This window comes from Burkholderia sp. BCC1993 (assembly GCF_905339865.1).
In the GTDB taxonomy this organism is placed as follows: domain Bacteria; phylum Pseudomonadota; class Gammaproteobacteria; order Burkholderiales; family Burkholderiaceae; genus Burkholderia.
Genome location: NZ_CAJPGZ010000020.1, coordinates 101,196 through 121,033, shown reverse-complemented (window position 1 = coordinate 121,033; position 19,838 = coordinate 101,196). Strand labels below are relative to the sequence as shown.

The following is a 19,838-nucleotide window of genomic DNA, read 5'->3' as shown; positions in this document are numbered from 1 at the left end:
CCGCGCGCCGCCGTCCGTTTCAGCGGCGCTTGCCGCGCTGCAACCAGCCGTCGAGCACGTCGGTCGTCAGCAAGCCGCTGCGCGCGTCGCGTGCGCCATCGCGACCGATCCACACGGTACGCGGCATTTCTCCCCGCCATCCCGCATCGAGCGCCGCCCGCAGACGCTCGGGCATCGGCTCGGCGTTCGCATACTGCGCGACCTGCGGCGGCAGGTTCATTTGCGCGAGCGCCTGTGCAATTGCCGCACCGTTGTCGTCGTACGCGTCCATCGAGACCATCGCGAGTTGCACGTCCGGATGCCGGCGCTGCCACGCGACCAGATGCGCGGCGTTCTCGCGGCAGTAGCCACAATCGAGCGACCAGATCTCGACTGCGAGCGGCCGTTCGTGCGCCGTCGCGTACACCTTCGCGACCTCGGTCGCGCGCAGCGGCTGCAGTTCGCCGGCCCATCCCGGCAGGCTTGCGAGCATGGCGCCGATCAACACGATCAGCCGTTTCATTGCACCCCCTCCACGGGAATCAGCCGGTAGCCGTCGTTACGGGTACGCCACGACAGGTAGATGCGGCCCGCATCGTCGAGCAATTGCGGGTTGTCGCTCGCACCCGACGTCGACGCGATCACGCGCGGCGCCGACCAGTGCTCGCCGCGATCGTCCGAGCGGCGCAGCTTGATCTGCATCGTGTCGCCGTCGAACGCCTTCCATGCGAGCCAGACGACCTCGCCGCGCGCGACGAGCGCCGCATGCGATGCCTGCTCGGCCGGCACCGCCGGATTCGCGCCGAACGCCCAGGGCGTGCCGCTCGGCCGGCCATCGGCGCCGATGCGCGAATAGAACACGTCGGCGCGGCCGTCGACGACGCCAAACCACGCAAGATGGCGCGTGCCGTCCGGCGTGATCGCGAGCGCCGGCCCGTGCTCGGGGCAAGCCTCGACATGCCAGTTCGAGAACGTCGCACGCACCGGCACGACGGGCTCCGACGCCGACACGGGCAACACCGCGAGCGCATGGTCGCGGATCTGCCCCGGGAACACGTTGCGCCAGACGGCTTCGATGTGCCCGGCCGGATCGATCGCCATCGCGATGCGGCAGCATTCGCACGTGTGATCCGTCACCTTGCGCTCGGGCTCGAACGACGCGCCGCCGTCGCGCGACACCGCGTAGTAGACGGCCGCCCCTTCGTACGCCTGCCCCGCCGCCTTCGCCGCGACGAGATCGCGCTTGTCGATCCACGCGATCGCGATGTTGCCGGCCGGATCGACCGCCATCATGTCGAAGCGGTGCGTGATCGCCTGCCGGTCGCGATGCACGGTGACCGGCACGCTCCAGGTCGCGCCGCCGTCGAGCGAACGCGCGAAGCGCACCATGCCGGTGTACGGCGCATCCAGCGGCATCGACCACGATACGTACACCGCGCGACCGTCCGGGCTCGTCGCAATCTTCGGGCGATTCTCCGCGCTCGTGTAGATCGGCTCAGGCATCGCGTTGACGGTCACGGGCGCGGACAGCGTGCGGCCCGCATCGTCCGAGTGCGCGACGACGACGTGCGCGCCTTCGACCCATGCAACCCACAGCCGGTGCCGCACGTCGAACGCGGCGCCGGTCGCGAGCGGCTGCTTCTGTTGCGCCGGTGCGGCCTGCATGCTCATGTGCGCCGCATGCGGATCGGCGGCTTTCGGTGCGTCGTGCGCGCCGGCAAGCGACAGCGCCGCGAGCCACAGCGCGCAGCCTGCCACGAGCGATTTCACAGCGACCATTTCAGTTCTCCAAAGAGCGTGCGGCCCGGATACGGATGGAACACGTAGTAGCGGCGGTCCGTCAGGTTGTCGATGCCGACCGACGCGGTCCAGTGACGATCGAACCGGTAACGCGCCTTCAGGTCGACTACCGTGAAGGTGCTCGTGCCGCCGTACACGTCCGGATTCACGTCGCTGTTGTCGAGCGTGTTGAACTGGCGGCCCGAGTAGCGGACGCCGACGCTCGCGAGCCAGTGCTCGTCGAAGCGGTACGACGCGAGCAGGTTCGCGCGCATGCGCGGAATGCGCGGAAAGCGCGAGCCGACGTACGCGGGATTCGCGGTGTCGGCCAGGATCTGCGCGTTGCTCGCTGACACGTTCGCGTCGATGTCGAGCCCGCGCAGCCCGACGTTCTGGCCGCTGAATGCGAGCTCGACGCCGCGCACGCGCACGCGATCGACGTTCGAGATGTTGGTGACGGTCGACGCGCCCGACACCGTCGTCTGGCTGTAGATCGAATCGCGCAGGTCGCTCTGGAACACGCTCGCGCGCACGACGCCGACGCCCACGTCGCGCTCGGCCGTGAAGTCCCAGTCGATCGCCTTTTCCGGCCGCAGGTTCGGGTTGTTGTTGACGATCGCGTTGTTCGAGATCGTGCCCTGGAACAGCTCGCCGACCGTCGGGAAGCGGGTGCCGGTCGCGAACGACAGCCGGAAACGCCAGACGTCCGTCGCGTCCCATTGCAGCGCGACTTTCGGCGACAGCGCATTCGCGCCGCGGTCCGCGTAGCCGAACGTGCCGTTCGCGTTGCCGAGCGCGCCGCCGTACGCATCCCAGCGCTCGTAGCGCAGGCCGAGGGTCGCGAGCCAGCCGGGCGCGAAACGCCACGCGTCCTGCGCGAACAGCGCCTGCGTGCGCGTGTCGCCCCGGTAGACGCTCGCGAGCGACGTAGTCGGCCCGGCCAGCCAGTCGGCCGTGTTGTACGTGACGTTGCGCAGGAAATAGTTGTCGTAGTGATAGCCGAACGTGAGCGTGTGCCCCTTCACTTCCGGCGCATCGGCCTTCAGGTCGAGCGTGCGCCAGCCCGTGCCGTCGCCCTGGAACAGCGTGCCCGCCCCGCCCTGCACGGTCGACGCCGCGCGCAGCACGTCGCGCGACACGTCGTATGCGGATACCACGCCCGACAGCCGCCAGCCCGAATCGAGCCGGCCGTTCAGCCCGAACGCGTACAGCCAGTTCTCCTGGTCGCCGCGCTGCGGCGCGAACGCGCTCGGCGCGACGGTCACGTTCCGGCCGCCGAGCGACACGTTGCCGCCGTACACGGGATTGCCGGCCGCGTCGCGCAGGAAGGTTTCGCCGTGCTGCCGAAAATGGTTCTCCCAGTGCCCGAGCGTCAGCGTCGCGTCGACGCGGTCCGTGAACGCATAGCCCATCCGGACCGTCTCGTTGAGCTGCTCGGTCCGCTCGATGTTCTGCGCACCGACGATCGTGCGCGGCTTGCCGTTGGGTCCGATGTCGGTGGCCGCGCCCGTCACCGGCACCGCGGCACCCAGCCGCGGGTTGTAGGTGGCGTTGGGGCTCGCATATTGCATCGGCTGGCCGTCGTTCTCCAGCCGGTCGAGCGACAGCGAGAACCAGAACTTGCCGACGCGGTTCGCGATCCGCGCGGTCTGGTGATTACCGCCGAAGCTGTCCGCGAACCCGTAGCCGTCGTGATAGCGCTGCGTGAAGAACTGCGTCGACAGGGACGCCTCGAGCTTGTCGGGTCGCCGCGTCGTCAGCAGCACGGTCGAGCCGATCGCGTTGCCGGGATACAGCGCGGAAAAGGGGCCATACAGCACGTCGACGCGCGCGATATCGTCGGGCGCGATCAGCGACCAGCGCGGCGGGTACGCATAGCTCGAGCCGAGCAGGTTCGACAGCAGCAGGCCGTCGGCGTACACGAGCCCGCGCGCGCTCTGCAGTTCGTTGAAGTCGCGGCCGGCGAACACGCTGTTGCGGTCGCCGATGTAGCGCCTGCGAACCATCAGGTTGGGCGCGTACTTCAGCGCGTCTTCGGTGGTGACGTTGGTGTGCGCGTCGATCTGCTCGCGCGTGATCGACTCGACGACGGCCGGCGTGTCCGGATCGACGGGTTGCCGCCGGGCGGTGACGCTGACGGCGGTCAGCGTGTCGCCCGCAGAGGCGACCGCGGCGACCGGTGCGGCACGGCCGGCCGGGTTGCCGGCGCCGGCGGGCACCGGGTCGGCGGATGCGCCATCGATCGAGGCCGCCTGCGCGGCCGGCCAGGCAAAAGCGGCCGCGCAGGCGAGCGCGAGCCGGCCGCGCGACGGCCGCGCGGCGAAGGTGAACGACATGGATGAATTCCTGAAAAACGTGACCGGACGCCGCCGGACGCGAGCCAACGCGCCGCGCGCAGACGGCACGGCGCGCGGACCGGGCCGCGGGCGGCACGCGCGCCACCGGGGCGCGCGAACGATATCAATCAGATCGGGACGTTTTCAGGCGGACCGCGCGGCTGCGCGAGACGGATGCCCGTGCGGGGAACATCGGGAACGGCCGGGGCGGCCGCCCGGTACGCGAACGCGCGTACGAAACCCGGCAACGCGGGCAGGCTCGTGCCGAGCGCGACGTTCGCCGCGAAGCCGGGACAGTACACGCAGTGCGGCGCGCCGGCATGATCGAACGACGACGCGCCGCGGTCGTCGCCGGACTGCGCGAGGACGACCTGGCGAGCGCCTGCCGCACTGCACAACTCGAGCGTGAGCCCGCCGGAACCGCTCGATGCGAGACGCGCGTAGCCGACGACGGGCGACAGTACGTTCAGTACCAGCGCCAGCCATACGAGGCCGATCCATCGCGTCGTTCGTTTCATCGCGGTCCAGGAAAAAGTGCGCGCAAGTATAGCAAGCGGCCCGATTGTTGCCGACCGCGCAGGGTGTGATAGTCGGCATCGCACGGCGCGCAGCAGCGCATGTGCCGTTAATACAACAGAGACAAAATCTAACGATTCGCTGCTGGCATAAATCCAAGCGCGAGGTTGATAATTATTGAACCCGCTGGAGAAACGACCATGGACGAAAGACCAACCCGCATGCCCCCGCCCGAGCAAGTGATGAGCCCGGATCCGGAACCCGTCGGCGTGGAATTCCTCGCCGAATTGCCCGAGCACGTCCGGGCATTCTTCGACGAGCAGCACAAGCTGTACTCGCCGAAGTGAACCTATATTCCGTTCTGTAACCGCCACGTGTCGATCGATATCGTGCGGTTCATCGCTGCGTTTTCGGCGCAGATCGCTTCGCACCCGGGCTGCAACGGCCTGACGGTGCCGGATCAGCGCGTCCGCTGATTCTTCTGTCGCGTCGCTCCGCCGCGCGACTGTCTTCGTCTATCCTTCTGGTTTTCCACCTCCGGCCCGTCCGGCTCTCCCCTCTCCCGATCGTTCCGATGAAACAAGCCATTCGTGCCAGCGTCGCTGTCGCCGCGCTCGGCGTCGCCCTTTTTTCGTCACCACATATCGCGCGCGCGGACGGCGACGACACGGCGCTCACCAATCTCGTCGCGCTCGCATCGCAGCGGCTCGCGCTTGCCGAACCCGTCGCACGATGGAAATGGGCGAACCACCAGGCGATCGAGGATCGGCCGCGCGAAGCGGCACTGCTCGCATCGGTGGAGAAGCGCGCCGCACAGTCCGGCGTGGATCCGGCGTTCGCGCGCACGTTTTTCGAGGATCAGATCGCCGCGAGCAAGGACGTGCAGAACGCGCTCTTTGCAAAGTGGCGCGCGACGCAGCCGCCGGAAGGCACGCCGCCCGACCTCGCAACCAGCACGCGCCCGGCGCTCGACCAGCTCACGCAAAAGATGCTGACGGGCCTCGCGCAAGTCGCACCGCTGCGCGACGCACCCGACTGCCAGGCGCGGCTCGCACGCAGCATCGCGAACTGGAAGACGCTCACCCGCTACGACTCCACCCAGACGCAGGCGCTCGGCACCGCGCTGTCGCACGTCTGCGCCGCCGGCGGCGCCAGCGCGATCGGCTGACGGCCGACGGCCATGGCGTCGCGCGCCACAGCCCGCGCTGCTCAGTCGCAGGCGTCAGTGCGATCGGCTGACGGCTGACGGCTGAGAGCCATGGCGTTGCGCACCGCAGCCGGCGCTGCTCAGTCGGCAGGCGTAAGTGCCGCGAGCGGAATGAGTTGCAGGCCGCGTGCGAGATGCGTCTGCAGCAGACGATGGGTATGGGGTTCGAACGCGCCGTCCGCGCCGTCGGCCACGAGCCGCACGGCCGCGTCGAGCGATTCGGCCGTACCGAGGTAGCGCCAGCCGTCGATCACGTGAAACAGGCGGCGCTCGCCACTCGCTTCGAAAGCGACCGCACCGTCGAACGGCCAGGGTGCATTGCCCGCACGGGCGTGATCGGCTGCGGGACGCCGGTTGTATGACGGACGCAGGCGGGCGATCCACTGCGCTTCGGCGAGCATCGCGCCCAGTTCGTTGCCGGTCTCCCGCCACTCGACCCGCCGTACCTGCTGCGCAATCCGCATTTCCTTCGACGAGCGCCGCTCGCCGGTCAGCAGCGCGCGCAAGCGCTGTCGCACGCGCACGCTGCGGCCGATATACAGCGCTTGGCCGTCCTCCCCGAACAGCGCGTACGCGCCGCATCCGGCCGGCGCGGTATCGAGCCACGCTTCGGTCATGCCGCCCGCGAGACGGAAGTGGCGCGTCGTGCGCGCAATCTGGTCGCGCAGACGCTCGAGCGGCACGATCTCGTGCAATTGCCGCCAGAACTGCCAAAGGAGATCGGCATCCGCGAGCGCCCGGTGGCGGGCGGCCGGAACGAGGCCATGCCGCTCGATCAGCGCATCGAGTCCGTGCCGCGCCTCGCGCGGAAACAGCGCGCGCGACAGGCGCACCGTGCACAGCACGTCCGGATTGAACGCGATGCCGGCGCGCTCGAATTCGGCGCGCAGGAAGCCACGGTCGAAGCTCGCGTTGTGCGCGACGAACAGCTTGCCGTCGAGCCGCTCGAACAGCGCGGGCGCGAGCGACGCAAACGACGGCGCGTCGCGCACCATCTCGTCGGAAATGCCCGTCAGCTGCTGGATGAACGGCGGAATCGACTGTCCCGGATTGACCAGCGTGGTCCAGGTCGATACGCCGAGCGGACCGATTTCGACCACGCCGATTTCAGTGATGCGGTGCTCGGCGGACGAGCCACCGGTGGTTTCGAGGTCGACGAAGACGAGTGGCTGGTCGCAGGCGGGATCGGACGGACGGGAATCGGACATGAAAAGACGGGGGAAACGATGCTTTCGTGAGTATGCACCGGCAGGTGTGTTCGCGACCAGTCCGAACCCGAATCGATTCGCCGGCCGCTGGCTTTCGTGCCCCCAGAAAGCAAAAAGCCCCCGCGATGCGGGGGCCGGACGTGATCGGCAAGGCGTGGCGCGTCAGACCGCCTGGATATTCGCTGCCTGCTTGCCTTTCGGCCCGACTTTCACGTCAAAGGAAACGCGCTGGTTTTCCTTCAGCGTTTTGAAGCCGTCCATCCGGATTTCGGAAAAGTGCGCAAACAAATCTTCGCCGTCATTGTCGGACGTAATAAAACCAAAACCTTTAGCATCGTTAAACCATTTTACGATACCGGTATCCATACCTTCGTTCCCCACTCGTTTAGATCAAAAAAGCTATTGTTTATAGCCGCTTCCCGAAATCCCGCAACGGCGCGCCGACACTCCCCCCAGCGCTCCGCCCGGGGACGGAGTGCTGACTTTATAAATTGGACAATCCGGGCGCGTCAAGGGAATTTTGTAGGCTTTCTTTATCAAAAAAACGCCAATACCACTGGAATCGGTACACGATCGTCTTTTATTAATTGATCCGCATCAAGGACCTGTCAATATTACCGGGATCGGATCATCAATAATCGAAATCATGAAAAACATACCGGGGACGAATCGCTTCGGTAAATTCCTCGGGTTTTTTCCGGGTTGCGGTAAACCGGGGACGTTGCGATGCTGGTGCAAAGGCAATGGAAGGAGAAGGCCATGTGGCTGGACGGATTCAAGCGCTTCGCGAGCCGGCTTGCACGCGTACGCCGCAAGTCCCGCGCGCTGGCCGAGTCCCGTGAAGCGCCGTGCGACACCGAGTTCGACCCGACCTGGCACGGTGATCATTGGCAGAACCTGCTGGCGTCACCGCTGGACGCCCGTCACTACGTGATGGAAGACTGGACGTACACGCCGCCGCAGGCCGAAGCCGACGACACGCAGCCGACCGGCAAGCGCAAGCGCAAACGGCGCTCGTACGCGCAGTAGGGATCGGAACGACAGGGCGAAAAAAAAGCGCGACTGGGAAGTCGCGCCGACAAAGGTTTGGAGATCTTTTCCGTCAACGAAAAAGTCTGCTTCGGAAAGCAGAGATCGCAGTATAGCGAGAGAACAACCTTTCATTATCCATGCTCCACACAAACCTCTATTGCCGATGTGTCAATAATCGCGCTAGGCCCACTCTCGCCCGTCATTGATCGCCTGTCGCGATCGCGCAACGCCCGCGACACCCGATACGCAGTCCTGATTGCTTTTTTCTCGTGCTGCATTGCCGCAAAGTCTTGATGGCCGGGGCTCTCGGCGCATATGCTGATTCTTGCCGGATTCAAAATACAGTATTGCGGGAAGCAATTTTCGTTTACGCCCGGACCGATCCGTACACTGCAAATGGATATCCGACGAGGGTACCGCGCCCAATGCGCACGGCGTCGCCAACCTGCGACGCCGCCGATGCCCGCAGCAGGTTCGATCGACATCATCCTGTTTGGAGACAGATCATGAAAAAGACCCTGATCGTCGCGGCATTGGCGGGCGCGTATGCCACCGGCGCCCATGCGCAAAGCGCCGTCACGCTGTACGGCCTGATCGACGCCGGCATCACCTACACGAACAACCAGGGTGGTCACAGCGCGTGGCAGGAGACGAGCGGCTCGATCAACGGCAGCCGCTGGGGCCTGCGCGGCACCGAGGATCTCGGCGGCGGGCTGAAGGCGATCTTCACGCTGGAAAACGGCTTCGGCATCAATAACGGTTCACTCAAGCAGAACGGCCGCGAATTCGGCCGCCAGGCGTTCGTCGGGCTCGCGCACGATAGCTACGGCTCGCTCACGCTCGGCCGCCAGTACGACAGCGTCGTCGATTTCCTCGGCCCGCTGTCGCTGACCGGCACCCAGTACGGCGGCACGCAGTTCGCGCACCCGTTCGACAACGACAACCTGAACAACTCGTTCCGGATCAACAACTCGGTCAAGTATCAGAGCGCGAACTACGGCGGCCTGAAATTCGGCGCGCTGTACGGCTTCTCGAATTCCAGCAATTTCTCGAACAACCGCGCGTACAGCGTCGGCGCGTCGTACAGCTACATGGGCTTCAACGTCGCGGCCGCGTACATGCAGCTGAACAACAACGTCAACGCGCTGGCGCTCGCGGCCAGCGACCCCGGCGCGGTAGCCGGCGACTGGACCTTCGGGGCGAGCCGTCAGCGCACCTGGGGCGCGGGCCTCAACTACACGTTCGGGCCCGCGACGGCCGGCTTCGTGTTCACACAGACACGCCTGACCGATTCGGCCAGAATCAGCGCCGGGCAGTCCGGCGTGTCGGGCGGCATCCCGCTCACCGGCGGCACGCGCTTCAACAATTACGAAGTAAACGGCCGCTACGCGCTGACGCCGGCGTTCTCGCTCGCCGGCTCGTACACCTACACCGACAGCCGTCTCGACGGCCAGACGCCGAGCTGGCACCAGTTCAACCTGCAGGCCGACTATGCGCTGTCGAAGCGCACCGACCTGTACCTGCAGGGCGAATACCAGCGGGTCAATGCGGACGGCCTGGCGATCGGCGCGAACATCAACGGCCTCGGCACCGCGTCGTCCACCAACAAGCAGATCGCCGTCACGGCCGGCATGCGCCATCGCTTCTGAGCAATGCGCGTGACTCCGGCCGTTCGGCCAGGACCGTCATGACGAAGCGCCCCACCCGGGGCGCTCGTTCGTTTCAGCGCTGCGCCGCGCGCATGCGCCGCGCCATGCTCACGCGCTGCCCGATGCCGGATAGCGAACGTCGAGCACGTCGATCGGCTGAGGACCGGCCGGCGTCATCAGCGTGACGGTATCGCCGATCTTCGCCTTGATGAGCGCCCGCGCGACCGGCGAGATCCAGCTGACGCAACCGCGATCGAGATCGACCTCGTCGATCCCGACGATGGTAACGGTGTGATCCTCGCCGTCCGGCGTCGCGTAATCGACGGTCGCGCCGAAAAACACCTGGTCGACGTTCTCCTGGCGGCTCGCGTCGACGACTTCGGCGAGATCGAGCCGCTTCGTCAGGAAGCGGATCCGGCGGTCGATCTCGCGCAACCGCCGCTTGCCGTAGATGTAGTCGCCGTTCTCCGACCGGTCGCCGTTCGACGCGGCCCACGACACCAGCCGCACGACTTCGGGACGCTCGACGTCGATCAGGTTCAGGAGCTCGTCCCTGAGCCGCTTGTGGCCGGCCGGGGTGATGTAATTCTTCGTGCCCGCCGGAATCGCGGGCTGACCCGGATCGAGATCGTCGTCGTCGCCGTCCGACTCTTTGACAAACGCCTTGTTCATGGTGCAGATTCAACACATGGATGACTGATGCTTCAAGGGTACACGAAGGCGGCCCTCCCAAGATCAGGCGACATTTTTTGCGAATAAGGCTTCCCTTTTTATGCAACCCTGCTATACTTCCGCTTCTGCGTGCGGCTGTAGCTCAGTTGGATAGAGTACTTGGCTACGAACCAAGGGGTCGTGGGTTCGAATCCTGCCAGCCGCGCCACCTTTTTCGAGGGCCTTCCCAACCGAAGGCCCTTTCAGTTCGATGTTGTAGCGTTTTGTTGTTGCGTGCGGCTGTAGCTCAGTTGGATAGAGTACTTGGCTACGAACCAAGGGGTCGTGGGTTCGAATCCTGCCAGCCGCGCCACCTTTTTGGGAACCTTCCCACCGTAGAAGGTTCCGACAGTTGAAGTAGTACCGCTTTGCGTGCGGCTGTAGCTCAGTTGGATAGAGTACTTGGCTACGAACCAAGGGGTCGTGGGTTCGAATCCTGCCAGCCGCGCCACCTCAGAAGGGCCTTCCTCCGGGAAGGCCCTTTTTTCTTTTCCGCCCCCTCTTCTCTTTGGCCATCGCCCCGCTCGACTCGAGCCGGGTTGCCACTGCACAACACCGCCTGGCCCGCAGCACGAACGAAAACGGCGGCCCGTGGCCGCCGTCACATCCCGCCGCGAACCCGCGCGCAGCGTCAGTAATCCTGCCGCTCGCGCTCGATGCGCATGCCGCCGTCATGACGCGCATGCACGCTGTCGTCGGTCGAGCGCTCGCGCATGATCCGCATCACGTCCGGATTGGTCCGCACGCGCCGCATCACGTTCGCGAGATGCACGCGGTCGCTTACCTGGATCACGAAGCGCAGCACCGTCGATTCGTGCGTCAGATCCTCGTCCATCGCGATGTGGACGATGTTCGCGTCCGCCGACGTGATGTCCGCCGCGACGCGCGCGAAGATGCCCTTCGTGTTCTTCACGAGCGCCTTCACCGCGACGTCGAACAGACGACCCGGCTGCGGCGCCCATTCGACGTCGATCCAGCGGCCCGGATCGCGGCGATGGATGCGCTGCGCGACCCGGCAATCCGTCGTATGAATCGCCATCCCGAGGCCGATGCCGATATAGCCCATGATCGCGTCGCCCGGAATCGGCCGGCAGCATGCAGACAGCTGCACGGACATCCCTTCGGTGCCGGTGATGACGACCGGCGGCGCATTGTGCACGGGATGCCGCTCGGACTTCGGCAGATCGTCGTCCGCATCGCGGCCGCTCATCAGCACCTCGATGCGCTTGGCCATCACCGCGGCGACGCGGCGGCCGAGGCCGATGTCCGCGAAGATTTCCTGGCGGCTCTTGTTGCCCGTCCACTGGACGAGCTTCTCCCACACTTCCGGTCCGACATCGGCCAGCGCGAGCCCGTAACCCTTGAGGCTCTGGTCGACGAGCCGCTCGCCGAGCTGCACCGACTCGTTCAGGCGCATCGTCTTCAGGTAGTGACGGATCGCCGAGCGCGCCTTGCCGGTGCGCACGAAGCCGAGCCATGCGGGGTTCGGCTTCGAATACGGCGCGGTGATCACCTCGACGATGTCGCCGCTCTTCAGCTCGGTACGCAGCGGCAGCAACTCGTTGTTGATCTTCACGGCCACGCACTGGTTGCCGAGATCGCTGTGGATCGAATACGCGAAATCGAGCGCCGTCGCGCCGCGCGGCAGCGCCATGATCTTCGACTTCGGCGTGAACACGTAGACCGCATCCGGGAACAGGTCGATCTTCACGTGCTCGAGGAACTCGCTCGAATCGCCGGCTTCGCTCTGGATGTCGAGCAGCGACTTCAGCCACTGGTGCGCGCGCTTCTGCACGTCGTTCAGGTCCGCGCCGCCGTTCTTGTACAGCCAGTGCGCGGCCACGCCGGCCTCGGCGATCTCGTGCATCTTGCGCGTGCGCACCTGGAACTCGATCGGCGCGCCGAACGGGCCGACCAGCGTCGTGTGCAGCGACTGATAGCCGTTGATCTTCGGGATCGCGATGTAGTCCTTGAACTTGCCGGGCACGGGCTTGTACAGCGCGTGCAGCGCGCCGATGCACGTGTAGCAGTCGAGCGGGCTCTCGACGACGACACGAAAGCCGTACACGTCGAGCACCTGCGAGAACGACAGCTGCTTGTCGCGCATCTTGCGATAGATGCTGTAGATCGTCTTTTCGCGGCCGGTGATCTCGGCGTCGAGCTTCGCGTCGCCCATCGCGCGCTGAGCGGCCTCGAGAATCTTGCTGATCACTTCGCGGCGATTGCCGCGCGCGGCCTTCACGGCCTTCTCGAGCGTCGCGTAGCGATGCGGGTTGAAGTTCGCGAAGCTCATGTCCTGCAGCTCGCGATACGTGTTGTTCAACCCGAGGCGGTGCGCGATCGGCGCATAGATGTCGAGCGTCTCGCGGGCGACGCGGCGGCGCTTTTCCATCGGCACCGCGCCGAGCGTGCGCATGTTGTGCAGACGGTCGGCGAGCTTGACGAGGATGACGCGCACGTCGCGCGCCATCGCGAGCAGCATCTTGCGGAAGTTTTCCGCCTGCGCTTCCTCGCGGCTGCGGAACTCCATCTTGTCGAGCTTCGACAGGCCGTCGACCAGCTCCGCGACCTTCGGGCCGAACCGCTCGGCCAGCTCGCTCTTGGTCACGCCCTGGTCTTCCATCACGTCGTGCAGCAGCGCCGCCATCACGGCTTGCGCGTCGAGCTTCCAGCCGGCGCAGATTTCCGCGACGGCGACGGGATGGGTGATGTAGGGTTCGCCGCTCTGGCGATATTGACCGAGGTGGGCTTCGTCGCTGAAGTGGAACGCCGCCTTGACCTCTTTGATTTCTTCCGGAGGGAGATACTCGGCAAGCACGCCCGTCAGTTTCGCGATCGAAACGACGCCGTGCTTGCGCGGCTGCTCCGGCGTGGCGGTCGGCCCGAACAGGTGCCGAAAGGACTGTTCGAGGACCGCGTCGATGTACTGGCGCGCAGGCGACTGGGCCGTGGCTTCGGTGGTCGAATCCGCGGAGGCGGACGATGGGGTGGTGCTCATATTCGCCTCCAGGTCGAGTCGTTGCGCGCGTGGACTACATGGCTGGAACGGGCCGGAGCGCGTTAAACCGGCACCTTCTTCAGCATCTCGACGCCGACATGGCCCGAGGCGATCTCGCGCAGCGCGACGACGGTCGGCTTGTCGCGGCTCTCGATCTTCGGCGTATGGCCTTGCGCGAGCTGCCGCGCGCGGTAGGTGGCGGCGAGCGCCAGTTCGAAGCGGTTGGGGATTTGCTTCAGGCAGTCTTCGACGGTAATGCGAGCCATGTTGGAAATTCCTTCTGAATATAGTCGTTATTCTACCTTATGTCCCTCTACCCTCGCGTCATTCCGCGTGGGGCAGATGGATGCCGAGCTCGATGAACAGCTCCGCGTGTCGCGCGTACTGCGAAGCAAAGCGCAGGCGCGTGGCCGCGACGATGCATTCGAGTTCGGCGAGCGCACGATCGAAATTCTCGTTGATCACGACGTATTCCGCTTCGGATGCGTGCGCCATCTCGCTGCCGGCGGCGAGCAGGCGCCGCGTGATCACGTTCGGCTCGTCCTGCCCGCGCTTCTTCAGACGTTCCTCGAGCGCGTCGAGCGACGGCGGCAGAATGAAGATGCCGACCGCGTTGCGGAACTGCTTCTTCACCTGTTGCGCGCCCTGCCAGTCGATCTCGAGCAGCACGTCGTGGCCGTTCATCATCTGCTCTTCGATCCAGACGCGCGAGGTGCCGTAATAGTTGCCGTGCACTTCCGCGCTTTCGAGGAATTCGTGCGCGGCGTGGCGCACGCGGAAATCCTCGACGGTCGTGAAGTGATAGTGCTGGCCGTCCTGCTCGCCCGGGCGCGGCTTGCGCGTCGTGTACGAAATCGACAGGCAGATGTCGCTGTCCTTCGACAGCAGCGCGTTCACGAGCGTCGACTTGCCGGCACCCGACGGCGCGATGACCATGAACAGGTTGCCGGGATAGACGCCGCCGTGCAGCGCATGCGACGCGTGGCCGTCGCGGTGGGAATCGGTCATGTTGCTTTACTCCAGGTTTTGCACTTGCTCACGCATCTGCTCGATCAACAGCTTGAGCGCCATCGATGAGTCGGCCAGTTCCTTCGCCGCCGCCTTCGAGCCGAGCGTGTTTGCTTCGCGATTCAGTTCCTGCATCATGAAGTCGAGACGCTTGCCGACGCGGCCACCCTTCTCGATCACGTGACGCGTTTCGTTCAGGTGCGCGGTGAGTCGCGACAGCTCTTCCGCGATGTCGATCCGGATGCCGTACATCGTCACTTCCTGACGAATGCGTTCCGCGGCTTCCTCGCGCGTGACGATCGGCGCGCTGCCTTCAGGCGCCGCGATGCCGAGCGCTTCCTGCAGCCGCTCGACGATCTTCTGCTGATGCTTCGCGATCAGCTCCGGCACGAGCGGCGTGATGCGCGCGACGATCGCTTCCATTTCGGTGACGTTCGACAGCAGCATCGTCGCCAGTTGCGCGCCTTCGCGCGAACGCACGACGACGAGCTCGCCGATCGCTTCCTTGCCGCACGCGAGCACCGCGTCGCGGATCGCTTCCGCCGACACGCCGCTCTCGGCGAGCACGCCCGGCCAGCGCAGGATCTCGCCCGCGCGCAGGCGGCCGACGCCCGGGAACGAATCGAGCACCGAGCGCTCGAGTTCGGCAAGCTGGCCGAGCGCCGACTGGTTCAGCGCACCCGCGCCGATGCTCTGCTCGCCGCGCTGCAGGTTGATGCGCACGTCGACCTTGCCGCGCGACAGCTTGTTCATCAGCATTTCGCGCAGCGCGGGTTCGCACGCGCGCACGTCGTCCGGCATGCGGAAATTCAGGTCGAGAAAGCGCGAATTCACGGTGCGCAGTTCGACCGACACGCTGGTGCCGCCGTTGCCGGTGGCCGTCACGAGTTCGCGCGTCGCGCTCGCATAGCCCGTCATGCTGTAGATCATGGTTCGTCTCGCCGTCTGGGTGCCCTTCACGGGCGGGAATATGTCGAGGCGCCCGGCGCATTGCAAGGCGCGGGGCGGGAAGCGCGCATTATCCCATTTTTGCGTCCCACCCCGCCGGGCACGCCTGCCGTTCGGCGCTAAAATCGGGGTTTCCTCTTCCCTCCACGATTCCCCCATGACGTCTTCCCTGTCCCGCCCGAGCGGCCGCCGCGCCGACGAACTGCGCAAGGTCGCCCTCACGCGCCACTACACGAAACACGCCGAAGGCTCGGTACTCGTCGAATTCGGCGATACCAAGGTGATCTGCACCGCGAGCGTCGCCGAACGCGTGCCCGAATTCCTGCGCGATCGCGGCCAGGGCTGGCTGACGGCCGAATACGGGATGCTGCCGCGCGCGACGCACACGCGCAGCGACCGTGAAGCGGCGCGCGGCAAGCAGACGGGCCGCACGCAGGAAATTCAGCGCCTGATCGGCCGCGCGCTGCGCGCGGTGTTCGATCTGGAGGCGCTCGGCCCGCGCACGATCCACATCGACTGCGACGTGATCCAGGCCGACGGCGGCACGCGCACCGCGAGCATCACCGGCGCCTTCGTCGCCGCGCACGACGCCGTGTCGAAGCTGATCGCGGCGGGCAAGCTCGCGCGCTCGCCGATCACCGACCACGTCGCCGCGATCTCGGTCGGCGTGTACGAAGGCGCGCCCGTGCTCGATCTCGACTACGCCGAAGATTCGCAGTGCGATACCGACATGAACGTCGTGATGACGGGCGCCGGCGGCTTCGTCGAAGTCCAGGGCACCGCCGAAGGCGTGCCGTTCTCGCGCGCCGAGATGAACGCGCTGCTCGACCTCGCGCAAAACGGGATCGGCCAGCTCGTGCAGTTGCAGAAGGACGTGCTGGGCGCCGGCCATGTCTGATGATCGCACCCTCGCGCCGCTGTCGCGCATCGTGCTCGCGTCGAACAACGCCGGCAAGCTGCGCGAATTCACCGCGCTGTTCTCGACGGTCGGCATCGAGATCGTGCCGCAGGGCGACCTGGCCGTGCCCGAGGCGGAAGAACCGTTCGGCACGTTCATCGAGAATGCGCTGACGAAAGCGCGGCACGCGTCGCGGCTCACCGGCCTGCCGGCGATCGCCGACGATTCGGGGCTGTGCGTGCGCGCGCTGCGCGGCGCACCGGGCGTCTATTCGGCGCGCTACGCGCAGCGCGCGGGCGGCGCCAAGGGCGACGCGGCCAACAATGCGTACCTCGTCGAGCAGCTGCGCGGCGTCGCAGACCGACGCGCATACTATTGCTGCGTGCTCGCGCTGGTGCGCCACGCGGACGATCCCGAACCGCTGTTCGCCGAAGGTCGCTGGGTGGGCGAGATCGTCGACACGCCGCGCGGCGAGCACGGATTCGGCTACGACCCGTATTTCCACCTGCCGTCGCTCGGCGCGACGGCGGCCGAACTCGAGCCGGCCGTGAAGAACACGCACAGCCATCGCGCGCTCGCGCTGAAGGCACTGCTCGCGCGGCTCGCGGAGGAATCGGCATGATCGTCTTCGTCACGCATTCGCAACCGGAGGCCGCATGAGCCAGGCGGCGGAAACCGGCGCGCGCGTCGTCGCGACCTTCACGTCGCCCGGGCAGGTACGGCTCACGTCGCTGCCGCCGCTCGCGCTGTACGTGCATTTTCCGTGGTGCGTGCGCAAGTGCCCGTACTGCGATTTCAACTCGCACGAGTGGAAAGGCGAGCGGTTTCCGGAAACCGAGTACCTCGATGCGCTGCGCGCCGATCTCGAACAGGCGCTGCCGCTCGTCTGGGGCCGGCAGGTGCATACGGTGTTCATCGGCGGCGGCACGCCGAGCCTGCTGTCCGCGGCCGGCCTCGACCGGCTGCTGTCCGACGTGCGCGCGCTGCTGCCGCTCGATGCCGACGCCGAGATCACGCTCGAGGCGAACCCGGGCACGTTCGAGGCCGCGAAGTTCGCGCAATTCCGCGCGAGCGGCGTGAACCGCCTGTCGGTCGGCATCCAGAGCTTCAACGAAGGCCATCTGAAGGCGCTCGGCCGTATTCACGACACCGCGCAGGCGCGCGCGGCCGTCGAGATCGCCGCGAAGACGTTCGACAACTTCAACCTCGACCTGATGTTCGCGCTGCCGAACCAGACGCTCGACGAATGCCGGGCCGACATCGAGACCGCGCTGTCGTACGCGCCGCCGCATCTGTCGCTGTATCACCTGACGCTCGAGCCAAACACGCTGTTCGCGAAGTTTCCACCCGCGGTACCCGACGACGACGCGTCTGCCGACATGCAGGAATGGATCCACGCGCGCACGGCCGAGGCCGGCTACGACCGCTACGAAGTGTCCGCGTATGCGAAGCCGAATCATCAGTGCAAGCACAACCTGAACTACTGGCGCTTCGGCGACTATCTCGGGATCGGCGCGGGCGCGCACACGAAGCTGTCGTTCCCGAACCGGATCCTGCGACAGGCACGCTACAAGCATCCGGCCACCTTCATCGAACAGGCGATGGCCGGCACGCCGGTGCAGGAAGAGCGTGAAGTCGGTGCGCGCGACCTGCCGTTCGAGTTCATGCTGAACACGCTGCGGCTCGTCGAGGGCTTTCCCGTGCACAGCTTCGTCGAACGCACGGGCTTGCCGATCGGCACGATCGAGCCGGCACTGAAGGAAGCGGAACGGCGCGGGCTGATCACGCGCGATTTCGCGCAGATCGCGCCGACGCCGCTCGGCCAACGCTTCCTCAACGACTTGCAGGAATTGTTCCTGCGTGACGATTGAGGCGGAACGAGGCGGCATTTCGGTTACAATGCCGCCTCGTGTGGAAGCGTGGCCGAGCGGTTTAAGGCACCGGTCTTGAAAACCGGCGACGGGAAACTGTCCGTGAGTTCGAATCTCACCGCTTCCGCCAGATCATCATTCCCCATTTATCCGGATCAGTCGGATTCAATCGGCGAAACGCCCGCCGGACAAGCCTCTCAGAGATTTATTACAGAAACATTCCCTCTGAATCGGTTGCCTCCAATCTGAATAAGTCGTAGAGTTTTTGGTGGGTCGGTTGGCGGGTTGCACGTGCGCAAGCATGACGTCATGCCACTTCCGGAAAACTCTCCGCCGAACTCTCCAAAGCCCCGCCTGGCGGGCCTCTCTGCGAACAGTTCGATTTGGTCATGCCCAAGACGGCAAAAGAGCTCGGCGCGCTGGCCGTATCTCGACTCTCCACTCCTGGCACGCACGCCGTAGGCCATGTTGCTGGACTCGCGCTGCAGATCACGCCGACTGGATCTCGCTCGTGGATCCTGCGCGTAATGGTTGGCGGCCGGCGGCGCGAGATCGGCCTTGGCGCTTACCAGTCCGTATCGCTCAAAGAAGCGCACGAGAAGGCTCAGGAGACACGCGACGCGATCGCGCTTGGCGTCGACCCTGTATTGGCTCGCAAAGAGGCGGCAAGCCGTCTCCGTGCCAGCCAGGCGTTCGAAGTCACGTTCGAAGAGGCTGCGAAGCGGTTCATCAAAGCCAAGGCCCCGGAATGGAAGAACACCAAGCACGGCGACCAGTGGCGCAACACGCTCGCTGAATACGCCTATCCCAAGATCGGCGCGCTGATGGTGCGGCACGTAGCACGTGCACACATCATGGAAGTCCTCGAGCCCATCTGGACGACGAAGACAGAAACGGCGTCGCGGCTCCGCGGCCGGCTCGAAGCCATCCTTGATTGGGCCAAGGTGAAAGGCTTCCGCGATGACGGAACCAACCCCGCCATGTGGCGCGGCAACCTCGACAAGCTGCTACCTGCACCGAAGCGGACCAAGCGCGTGCGGAATCACCCCGCCCTGCCGATCGAGCAAATGGGCGCCTTCATGCAGGCGTTGCGCGCGACCGAGGGCGTCAGTGCGCGATGCCTGGAGTTCGCGATCCTGACCGCGGCACGATCGGGCGAGGCCCGTGGCGCCACATGGGGCGAGGTCGATCTGAAGCGCGGCATATGGTCTGTCCCGCCGGAGCGCATGAAGGCGAAGAAGGAGCACCGCGTGCCCCTCTCGCCGGCGGCCATTGAGCTCCTGAAGGCGATCGAGCGCGACGAGGATAAAGACCTGGTATTCCCGAGCCCGCGCTCCGGCGGCGTCCTGAGCGACATGTCGCTGCTCGAGCTGATGCGTCGACAACACCTCGAGGCGACGCCGCACGGCTTCCGCTCGACGTTTCGTGACTGGGCCGGCGAGTACACCAACTATCCGCGCGAGCTGGCCGAAGTCGCCCTCGCCCACATCAAGGCAGATGCAACGGAGGCCGCCTACTGGCGGGGCGACGTGCTAGAGAAGCGCCGCCGGATGATGGCAGATTGGGCGGAGTTCATTTCGAAGCCGCACGACGGCGGCGACGTGATACCGATCAACAAGACGGCGTGAAGGTTTGCCGCGCCTAGCTCGACGGGGCGAAAACCGGGTGCCCTACCCGGCCGGCGCGGCTCCAAACTAG

Annotated in this window: 19 protein-coding genes and 4 tRNA genes; 12 read left to right on the top strand and 11 right to left on the bottom strand. The window is 65.8% G+C overall.

Annotation, left to right across the window (positions count from 1 at the left end; genetic code table 11):
* Nucleotides 1-19: 19 nt before the first annotated feature.
* From U4Y91_RS29995 to U4Y91_RS29980, 4 genes are all read right to left on the bottom strand, one after another.
* Nucleotides 20-502, bottom strand: coding sequence for a TlpA disulfide reductase family protein (locus U4Y91_RS29995; protein ID WP_321808094.1), 483 nt, complete (start codon nucleotides 500-502; stop codon nucleotides 20-22).
* On the bottom strand, nucleotides 499-1,758 hold the full coding sequence (locus U4Y91_RS29990; protein ID WP_321808093.1) for a sialidase family protein: 1,260 nt from the start codon (nucleotides 1,756-1,758) through the stop codon (nucleotides 499-501). Before U4Y91_RS29990 ends, U4Y91_RS29995 begins: the two co-directional genes overlap by 4 nt.
* On the bottom strand, nucleotides 1,746-4,094 hold the full coding sequence (locus tag U4Y91_RS29985) for a TonB-dependent receptor (RefSeq protein WP_321808092.1): 2,349 nt from the start codon (nucleotides 4,092-4,094) through the stop codon (nucleotides 1,746-1,748). The genes U4Y91_RS29990 and U4Y91_RS29985 overlap by 13 nt, the downstream gene beginning before the upstream one ends.
* Nucleotides 4,095-4,222: 128 nt before the next feature.
* Nucleotides 4,223-4,612 (bottom strand): DUF2946 domain-containing protein, encoded by a 390-nt coding sequence (locus U4Y91_RS29980; RefSeq protein ID WP_321808091.1) that lies wholly within the window; start codon nucleotides 4,610-4,612, stop codon nucleotides 4,223-4,225.
* A 198-nt stretch (nucleotides 4,613-4,810) separates the two neighbouring features.
* On the opposite strand from U4Y91_RS29980, the gene U4Y91_RS29975 reads away from it, so the two are divergent.
* Together U4Y91_RS29975 and U4Y91_RS29970 are read left to right on the top strand one after the other, a co-directional pair.
* On the top strand, nucleotides 4,811-4,957 hold the full coding sequence (locus U4Y91_RS29975) for a hypothetical protein (protein ID WP_009690993.1): 147 nt from the start codon (nucleotides 4,811-4,813) through the stop codon (nucleotides 4,955-4,957).
* A 227-nt stretch (nucleotides 4,958-5,184) separates the two neighbouring features.
* Nucleotides 5,185-5,778, top strand: coding sequence for a chorismate mutase (locus U4Y91_RS29970; RefSeq protein ID WP_124521672.1), 594 nt, complete (start codon nucleotides 5,185-5,187; stop codon nucleotides 5,776-5,778).
* A gap of 119 nt (nucleotides 5,779-5,897) precedes the next feature.
* On the opposite strand, the gene U4Y91_RS29965 is transcribed toward U4Y91_RS29970, so the two are convergent.
* The gene (locus tag U4Y91_RS29965) at nucleotides 5,898-7,025 is read right to left on the bottom strand and encodes an exonuclease domain-containing protein (RefSeq protein WP_321808090.1); all 1,128 of its coding nucleotides are present in this window, start codon (nucleotides 7,023-7,025) and stop codon (nucleotides 5,898-5,900) included.
* 162 nt (nucleotides 7,026-7,187) lie between these two features.
* Nucleotides 7,188-7,391: a cold-shock protein gene (locus U4Y91_RS29960; RefSeq protein ID WP_321808089.1), complete on the bottom strand. Its 204-nt coding sequence runs from the start codon at nucleotides 7,389-7,391 to the stop codon at nucleotides 7,188-7,190.
* Between the two features lie 393 nt (nucleotides 7,392-7,784).
* On the opposite strand from U4Y91_RS29960, the gene U4Y91_RS29955 reads away from it, so the two are divergent.
* Nucleotides 7,785-8,054, top strand: a complete 270-nt coding sequence (locus U4Y91_RS29955; RefSeq protein WP_321808088.1) for a hypothetical protein — start codon at nucleotides 7,785-7,787, stop codon at nucleotides 8,052-8,054.
* 509 nt (nucleotides 8,055-8,563) lie between these two features.
* Nucleotides 8,564-9,706 (top strand): porin, encoded by a 1,143-nt coding sequence (locus U4Y91_RS29950; protein ID WP_321808087.1) that lies wholly within the window; start codon nucleotides 8,564-8,566, stop codon nucleotides 9,704-9,706.
* Between the two features lie 108 nt (nucleotides 9,707-9,814).
* Here the strand turns inward: U4Y91_RS29950 and greB are convergent, their stop codons facing one another.
* On the bottom strand, nucleotides 9,815-10,378 hold the full coding sequence (greB, locus tag U4Y91_RS29945; RefSeq protein ID WP_124496799.1) for a transcription elongation factor GreB: 564 nt from the start codon (nucleotides 10,376-10,378) through the stop codon (nucleotides 9,815-9,817).
* Nucleotides 10,379-10,509: 131 nt separating this feature from the next.
* Here greB and U4Y91_RS29940 point away from each other — a divergent pair.
* The 3 genes from U4Y91_RS29940 to U4Y91_RS29930 all read left to right on the top strand — a co-directional run bounded on the left by U4Y91_RS29940 (nucleotide 10,510) and on the right by U4Y91_RS29930 (nucleotide 10,868).
* Nucleotides 10,510-10,586: transfer RNA gene (locus tag U4Y91_RS29940), tRNA-Arg, on the top strand.
* Between the two features lie 67 nt (nucleotides 10,587-10,653).
* A tRNA-Arg gene (locus U4Y91_RS29935) sits at nucleotides 10,654-10,730 on the top strand.
* A 61-nt stretch (nucleotides 10,731-10,791) separates the two neighbouring features.
* Nucleotides 10,792-10,868 (top strand) — tRNA-Arg (locus U4Y91_RS29930).
* Nucleotides 10,869-11,048: 180 nt separating this feature from the next.
* On the opposite strand, the gene U4Y91_RS29925 is transcribed toward U4Y91_RS29930, so the two are convergent.
* The 4 genes from U4Y91_RS29925 to U4Y91_RS29910 all read right to left on the bottom strand — a co-directional run bounded on the left by U4Y91_RS29925 (nucleotide 11,049) and on the right by U4Y91_RS29910 (nucleotide 15,353).
* Nucleotides 11,049-13,415: a bifunctional (p)ppGpp synthetase/guanosine-3',5'-bis(diphosphate) 3'-pyrophosphohydrolase gene (locus U4Y91_RS29925; protein ID WP_321808086.1), complete on the bottom strand. Its 2,367-nt coding sequence runs from the start codon at nucleotides 13,413-13,415 to the stop codon at nucleotides 11,049-11,051.
* A 62-nt stretch (nucleotides 13,416-13,477) separates the two neighbouring features.
* Nucleotides 13,478-13,681 carry a DNA-directed RNA polymerase subunit omega gene (gene rpoZ / locus U4Y91_RS29920; RefSeq protein ID WP_006756189.1) on the bottom strand — a complete coding sequence of 68 codons (204 nt, stop codon included), beginning with the start codon at nucleotides 13,679-13,681 and terminating at the stop codon, nucleotides 13,478-13,480.
* Nucleotides 13,682-13,739: 58 nt separating this feature from the next.
* Nucleotides 13,740-14,423: a guanylate kinase gene (gene gmk, locus U4Y91_RS29915; RefSeq protein WP_321808085.1), complete on the bottom strand. Its 684-nt coding sequence runs from the start codon at nucleotides 14,421-14,423 to the stop codon at nucleotides 13,740-13,742.
* 6 nt (nucleotides 14,424-14,429) lie between these two features.
* Nucleotides 14,430-15,353 carry a YicC/YloC family endoribonuclease gene (locus U4Y91_RS29910; RefSeq protein WP_321808084.1) on the bottom strand — a complete coding sequence of 308 codons (924 nt, stop codon included), beginning with the start codon at nucleotides 15,351-15,353 and terminating at the stop codon, nucleotides 14,430-14,432.
* A 175-nt stretch (nucleotides 15,354-15,528) separates the two neighbouring features.
* Between U4Y91_RS29910 and rph the strand changes: the two genes are divergently transcribed.
* The 5 genes from rph (at nucleotide 15,529) to U4Y91_RS29885 (ending at nucleotide 19,768) form a co-directional block, all read left to right on the top strand.
* Nucleotides 15,529-16,269, top strand: a complete 741-nt coding sequence (gene rph, locus U4Y91_RS29905; RefSeq protein ID WP_124487793.1) for a ribonuclease PH — start codon at nucleotides 15,529-15,531, stop codon at nucleotides 16,267-16,269.
* Complete coding sequence (gene rdgB / locus U4Y91_RS29900) at nucleotides 16,262-16,891, top strand: RdgB/HAM1 family non-canonical purine NTP pyrophosphatase (protein ID WP_321808083.1); 630 nt, start codon at nucleotides 16,262-16,264, stop codon at nucleotides 16,889-16,891. Before rph ends, rdgB begins: the two co-directional genes overlap by 8 nt.
* Nucleotides 16,892-16,925: 34 nt before the next feature.
* Nucleotides 16,926-18,140, top strand: coding sequence for a radical SAM family heme chaperone HemW (gene hemW, locus U4Y91_RS29895; protein WP_321808082.1), 1,215 nt, complete (start codon nucleotides 16,926-16,928; stop codon nucleotides 18,138-18,140).
* Nucleotides 18,141-18,182: 42 nt separating this feature from the next.
* A tRNA-Ser gene (locus U4Y91_RS29890) sits at nucleotides 18,183-18,270 on the top strand.
* Nucleotides 18,271-18,529: 259 nt separating this feature from the next.
* Nucleotides 18,530-19,768 (top strand): tyrosine-type recombinase/integrase, encoded by a 1,239-nt coding sequence (locus U4Y91_RS29885; protein ID WP_321808081.1) that lies wholly within the window; start codon nucleotides 18,530-18,532, stop codon nucleotides 19,766-19,768.
* The last annotated feature ends 70 nt before the right edge of the window (nucleotides 19,769-19,838 follow it).

What these genes read in the sequence shown, in the direction of transcription:
- U4Y91_RS29995 (WP_321808094.1), bottom strand. Translation starts at nt 502, where the DNA reads ATGAAACGGCTGATCGTGTTGATCGGCGCCATGCTCGCAAGCCTGCCG.
- U4Y91_RS29990 (WP_321808093.1), bottom strand. Translation starts at nt 1,758, where the DNA reads ATGGTCGCTGTGAAATCGCTCGTGGCAGGCTGCGCGCTGTGGCTCGCG.
- U4Y91_RS29985 (WP_321808092.1), bottom strand. Translation starts at nt 4,094, where the DNA reads ATGTCGTTCACCTTCGCCGCGCGGCCGTCGCGCGGCCGGCTCGCGCTC.
- U4Y91_RS29980 (WP_321808091.1), bottom strand. Translation starts at nt 4,612, where the DNA reads ATGAAACGAACGACGCGATGGATCGGCCTCGTATGGCTGGCGCTGGTA.
- U4Y91_RS29975 (WP_009690993.1), top strand. Translation starts at nt 4,811, where the DNA reads ATGGACGAAAGACCAACCCGCATGCCCCCGCCCGAGCAAGTGATGAGC.
- U4Y91_RS29970 (WP_124521672.1), top strand. Translation starts at nt 5,185, where the DNA reads ATGAAACAAGCCATTCGTGCCAGCGTCGCTGTCGCCGCGCTCGGCGTC.
- U4Y91_RS29965 (WP_321808090.1), bottom strand. Translation starts at nt 7,025, where the DNA reads ATGTCCGATTCCCGTCCGTCCGATCCCGCCTGCGACCAGCCACTCGTC.
- U4Y91_RS29960 (WP_321808089.1), bottom strand. Translation starts at nt 7,391, where the DNA reads ATGGATACCGGTATCGTAAAATGGTTTAACGATGCTAAAGGTTTTGGT.
- U4Y91_RS29955 (WP_321808088.1), top strand. Translation starts at nt 7,785, where the DNA reads ATGTGGCTGGACGGATTCAAGCGCTTCGCGAGCCGGCTTGCACGCGTA.
- U4Y91_RS29950 (WP_321808087.1), top strand. Translation starts at nt 8,564, where the DNA reads ATGAAAAAGACCCTGATCGTCGCGGCATTGGCGGGCGCGTATGCCACC.
- greB (WP_124496799.1), bottom strand. Translation starts at nt 10,378, where the DNA reads ATGAACAAGGCGTTTGTCAAAGAGTCGGACGGCGACGACGACGATCTC.
- U4Y91_RS29925 (WP_321808086.1), bottom strand. Translation starts at nt 13,415, where the DNA reads ATGAGCACCACCCCATCGTCCGCCTCCGCGGATTCGACCACCGAAGCC.
- rpoZ (WP_006756189.1), bottom strand. Translation starts at nt 13,681, where the DNA reads ATGGCTCGCATTACCGTCGAAGACTGCCTGAAGCAAATCCCCAACCGC.
- gmk (WP_321808085.1), bottom strand. Translation starts at nt 14,423, where the DNA reads ATGACCGATTCCCACCGCGACGGCCACGCGTCGCATGCGCTGCACGGC.
- U4Y91_RS29910 (WP_321808084.1), bottom strand. Translation starts at nt 15,353, where the DNA reads ATGATCTACAGCATGACGGGCTATGCGAGCGCGACGCGCGAACTCGTG.
- rph (WP_124487793.1), top strand. Translation starts at nt 15,529, where the DNA reads ATGACGTCTTCCCTGTCCCGCCCGAGCGGCCGCCGCGCCGACGAACTG.
- rdgB (WP_321808083.1), top strand. Translation starts at nt 16,262, where the DNA reads ATGTCTGATGATCGCACCCTCGCGCCGCTGTCGCGCATCGTGCTCGCG.
- hemW (WP_321808082.1), top strand. Translation starts at nt 16,926, where the DNA reads ATGAGCCAGGCGGCGGAAACCGGCGCGCGCGTCGTCGCGACCTTCACG.
- U4Y91_RS29885 (WP_321808081.1), top strand. Translation starts at nt 18,530, where the DNA reads ATGCCCAAGACGGCAAAAGAGCTCGGCGCGCTGGCCGTATCTCGACTC.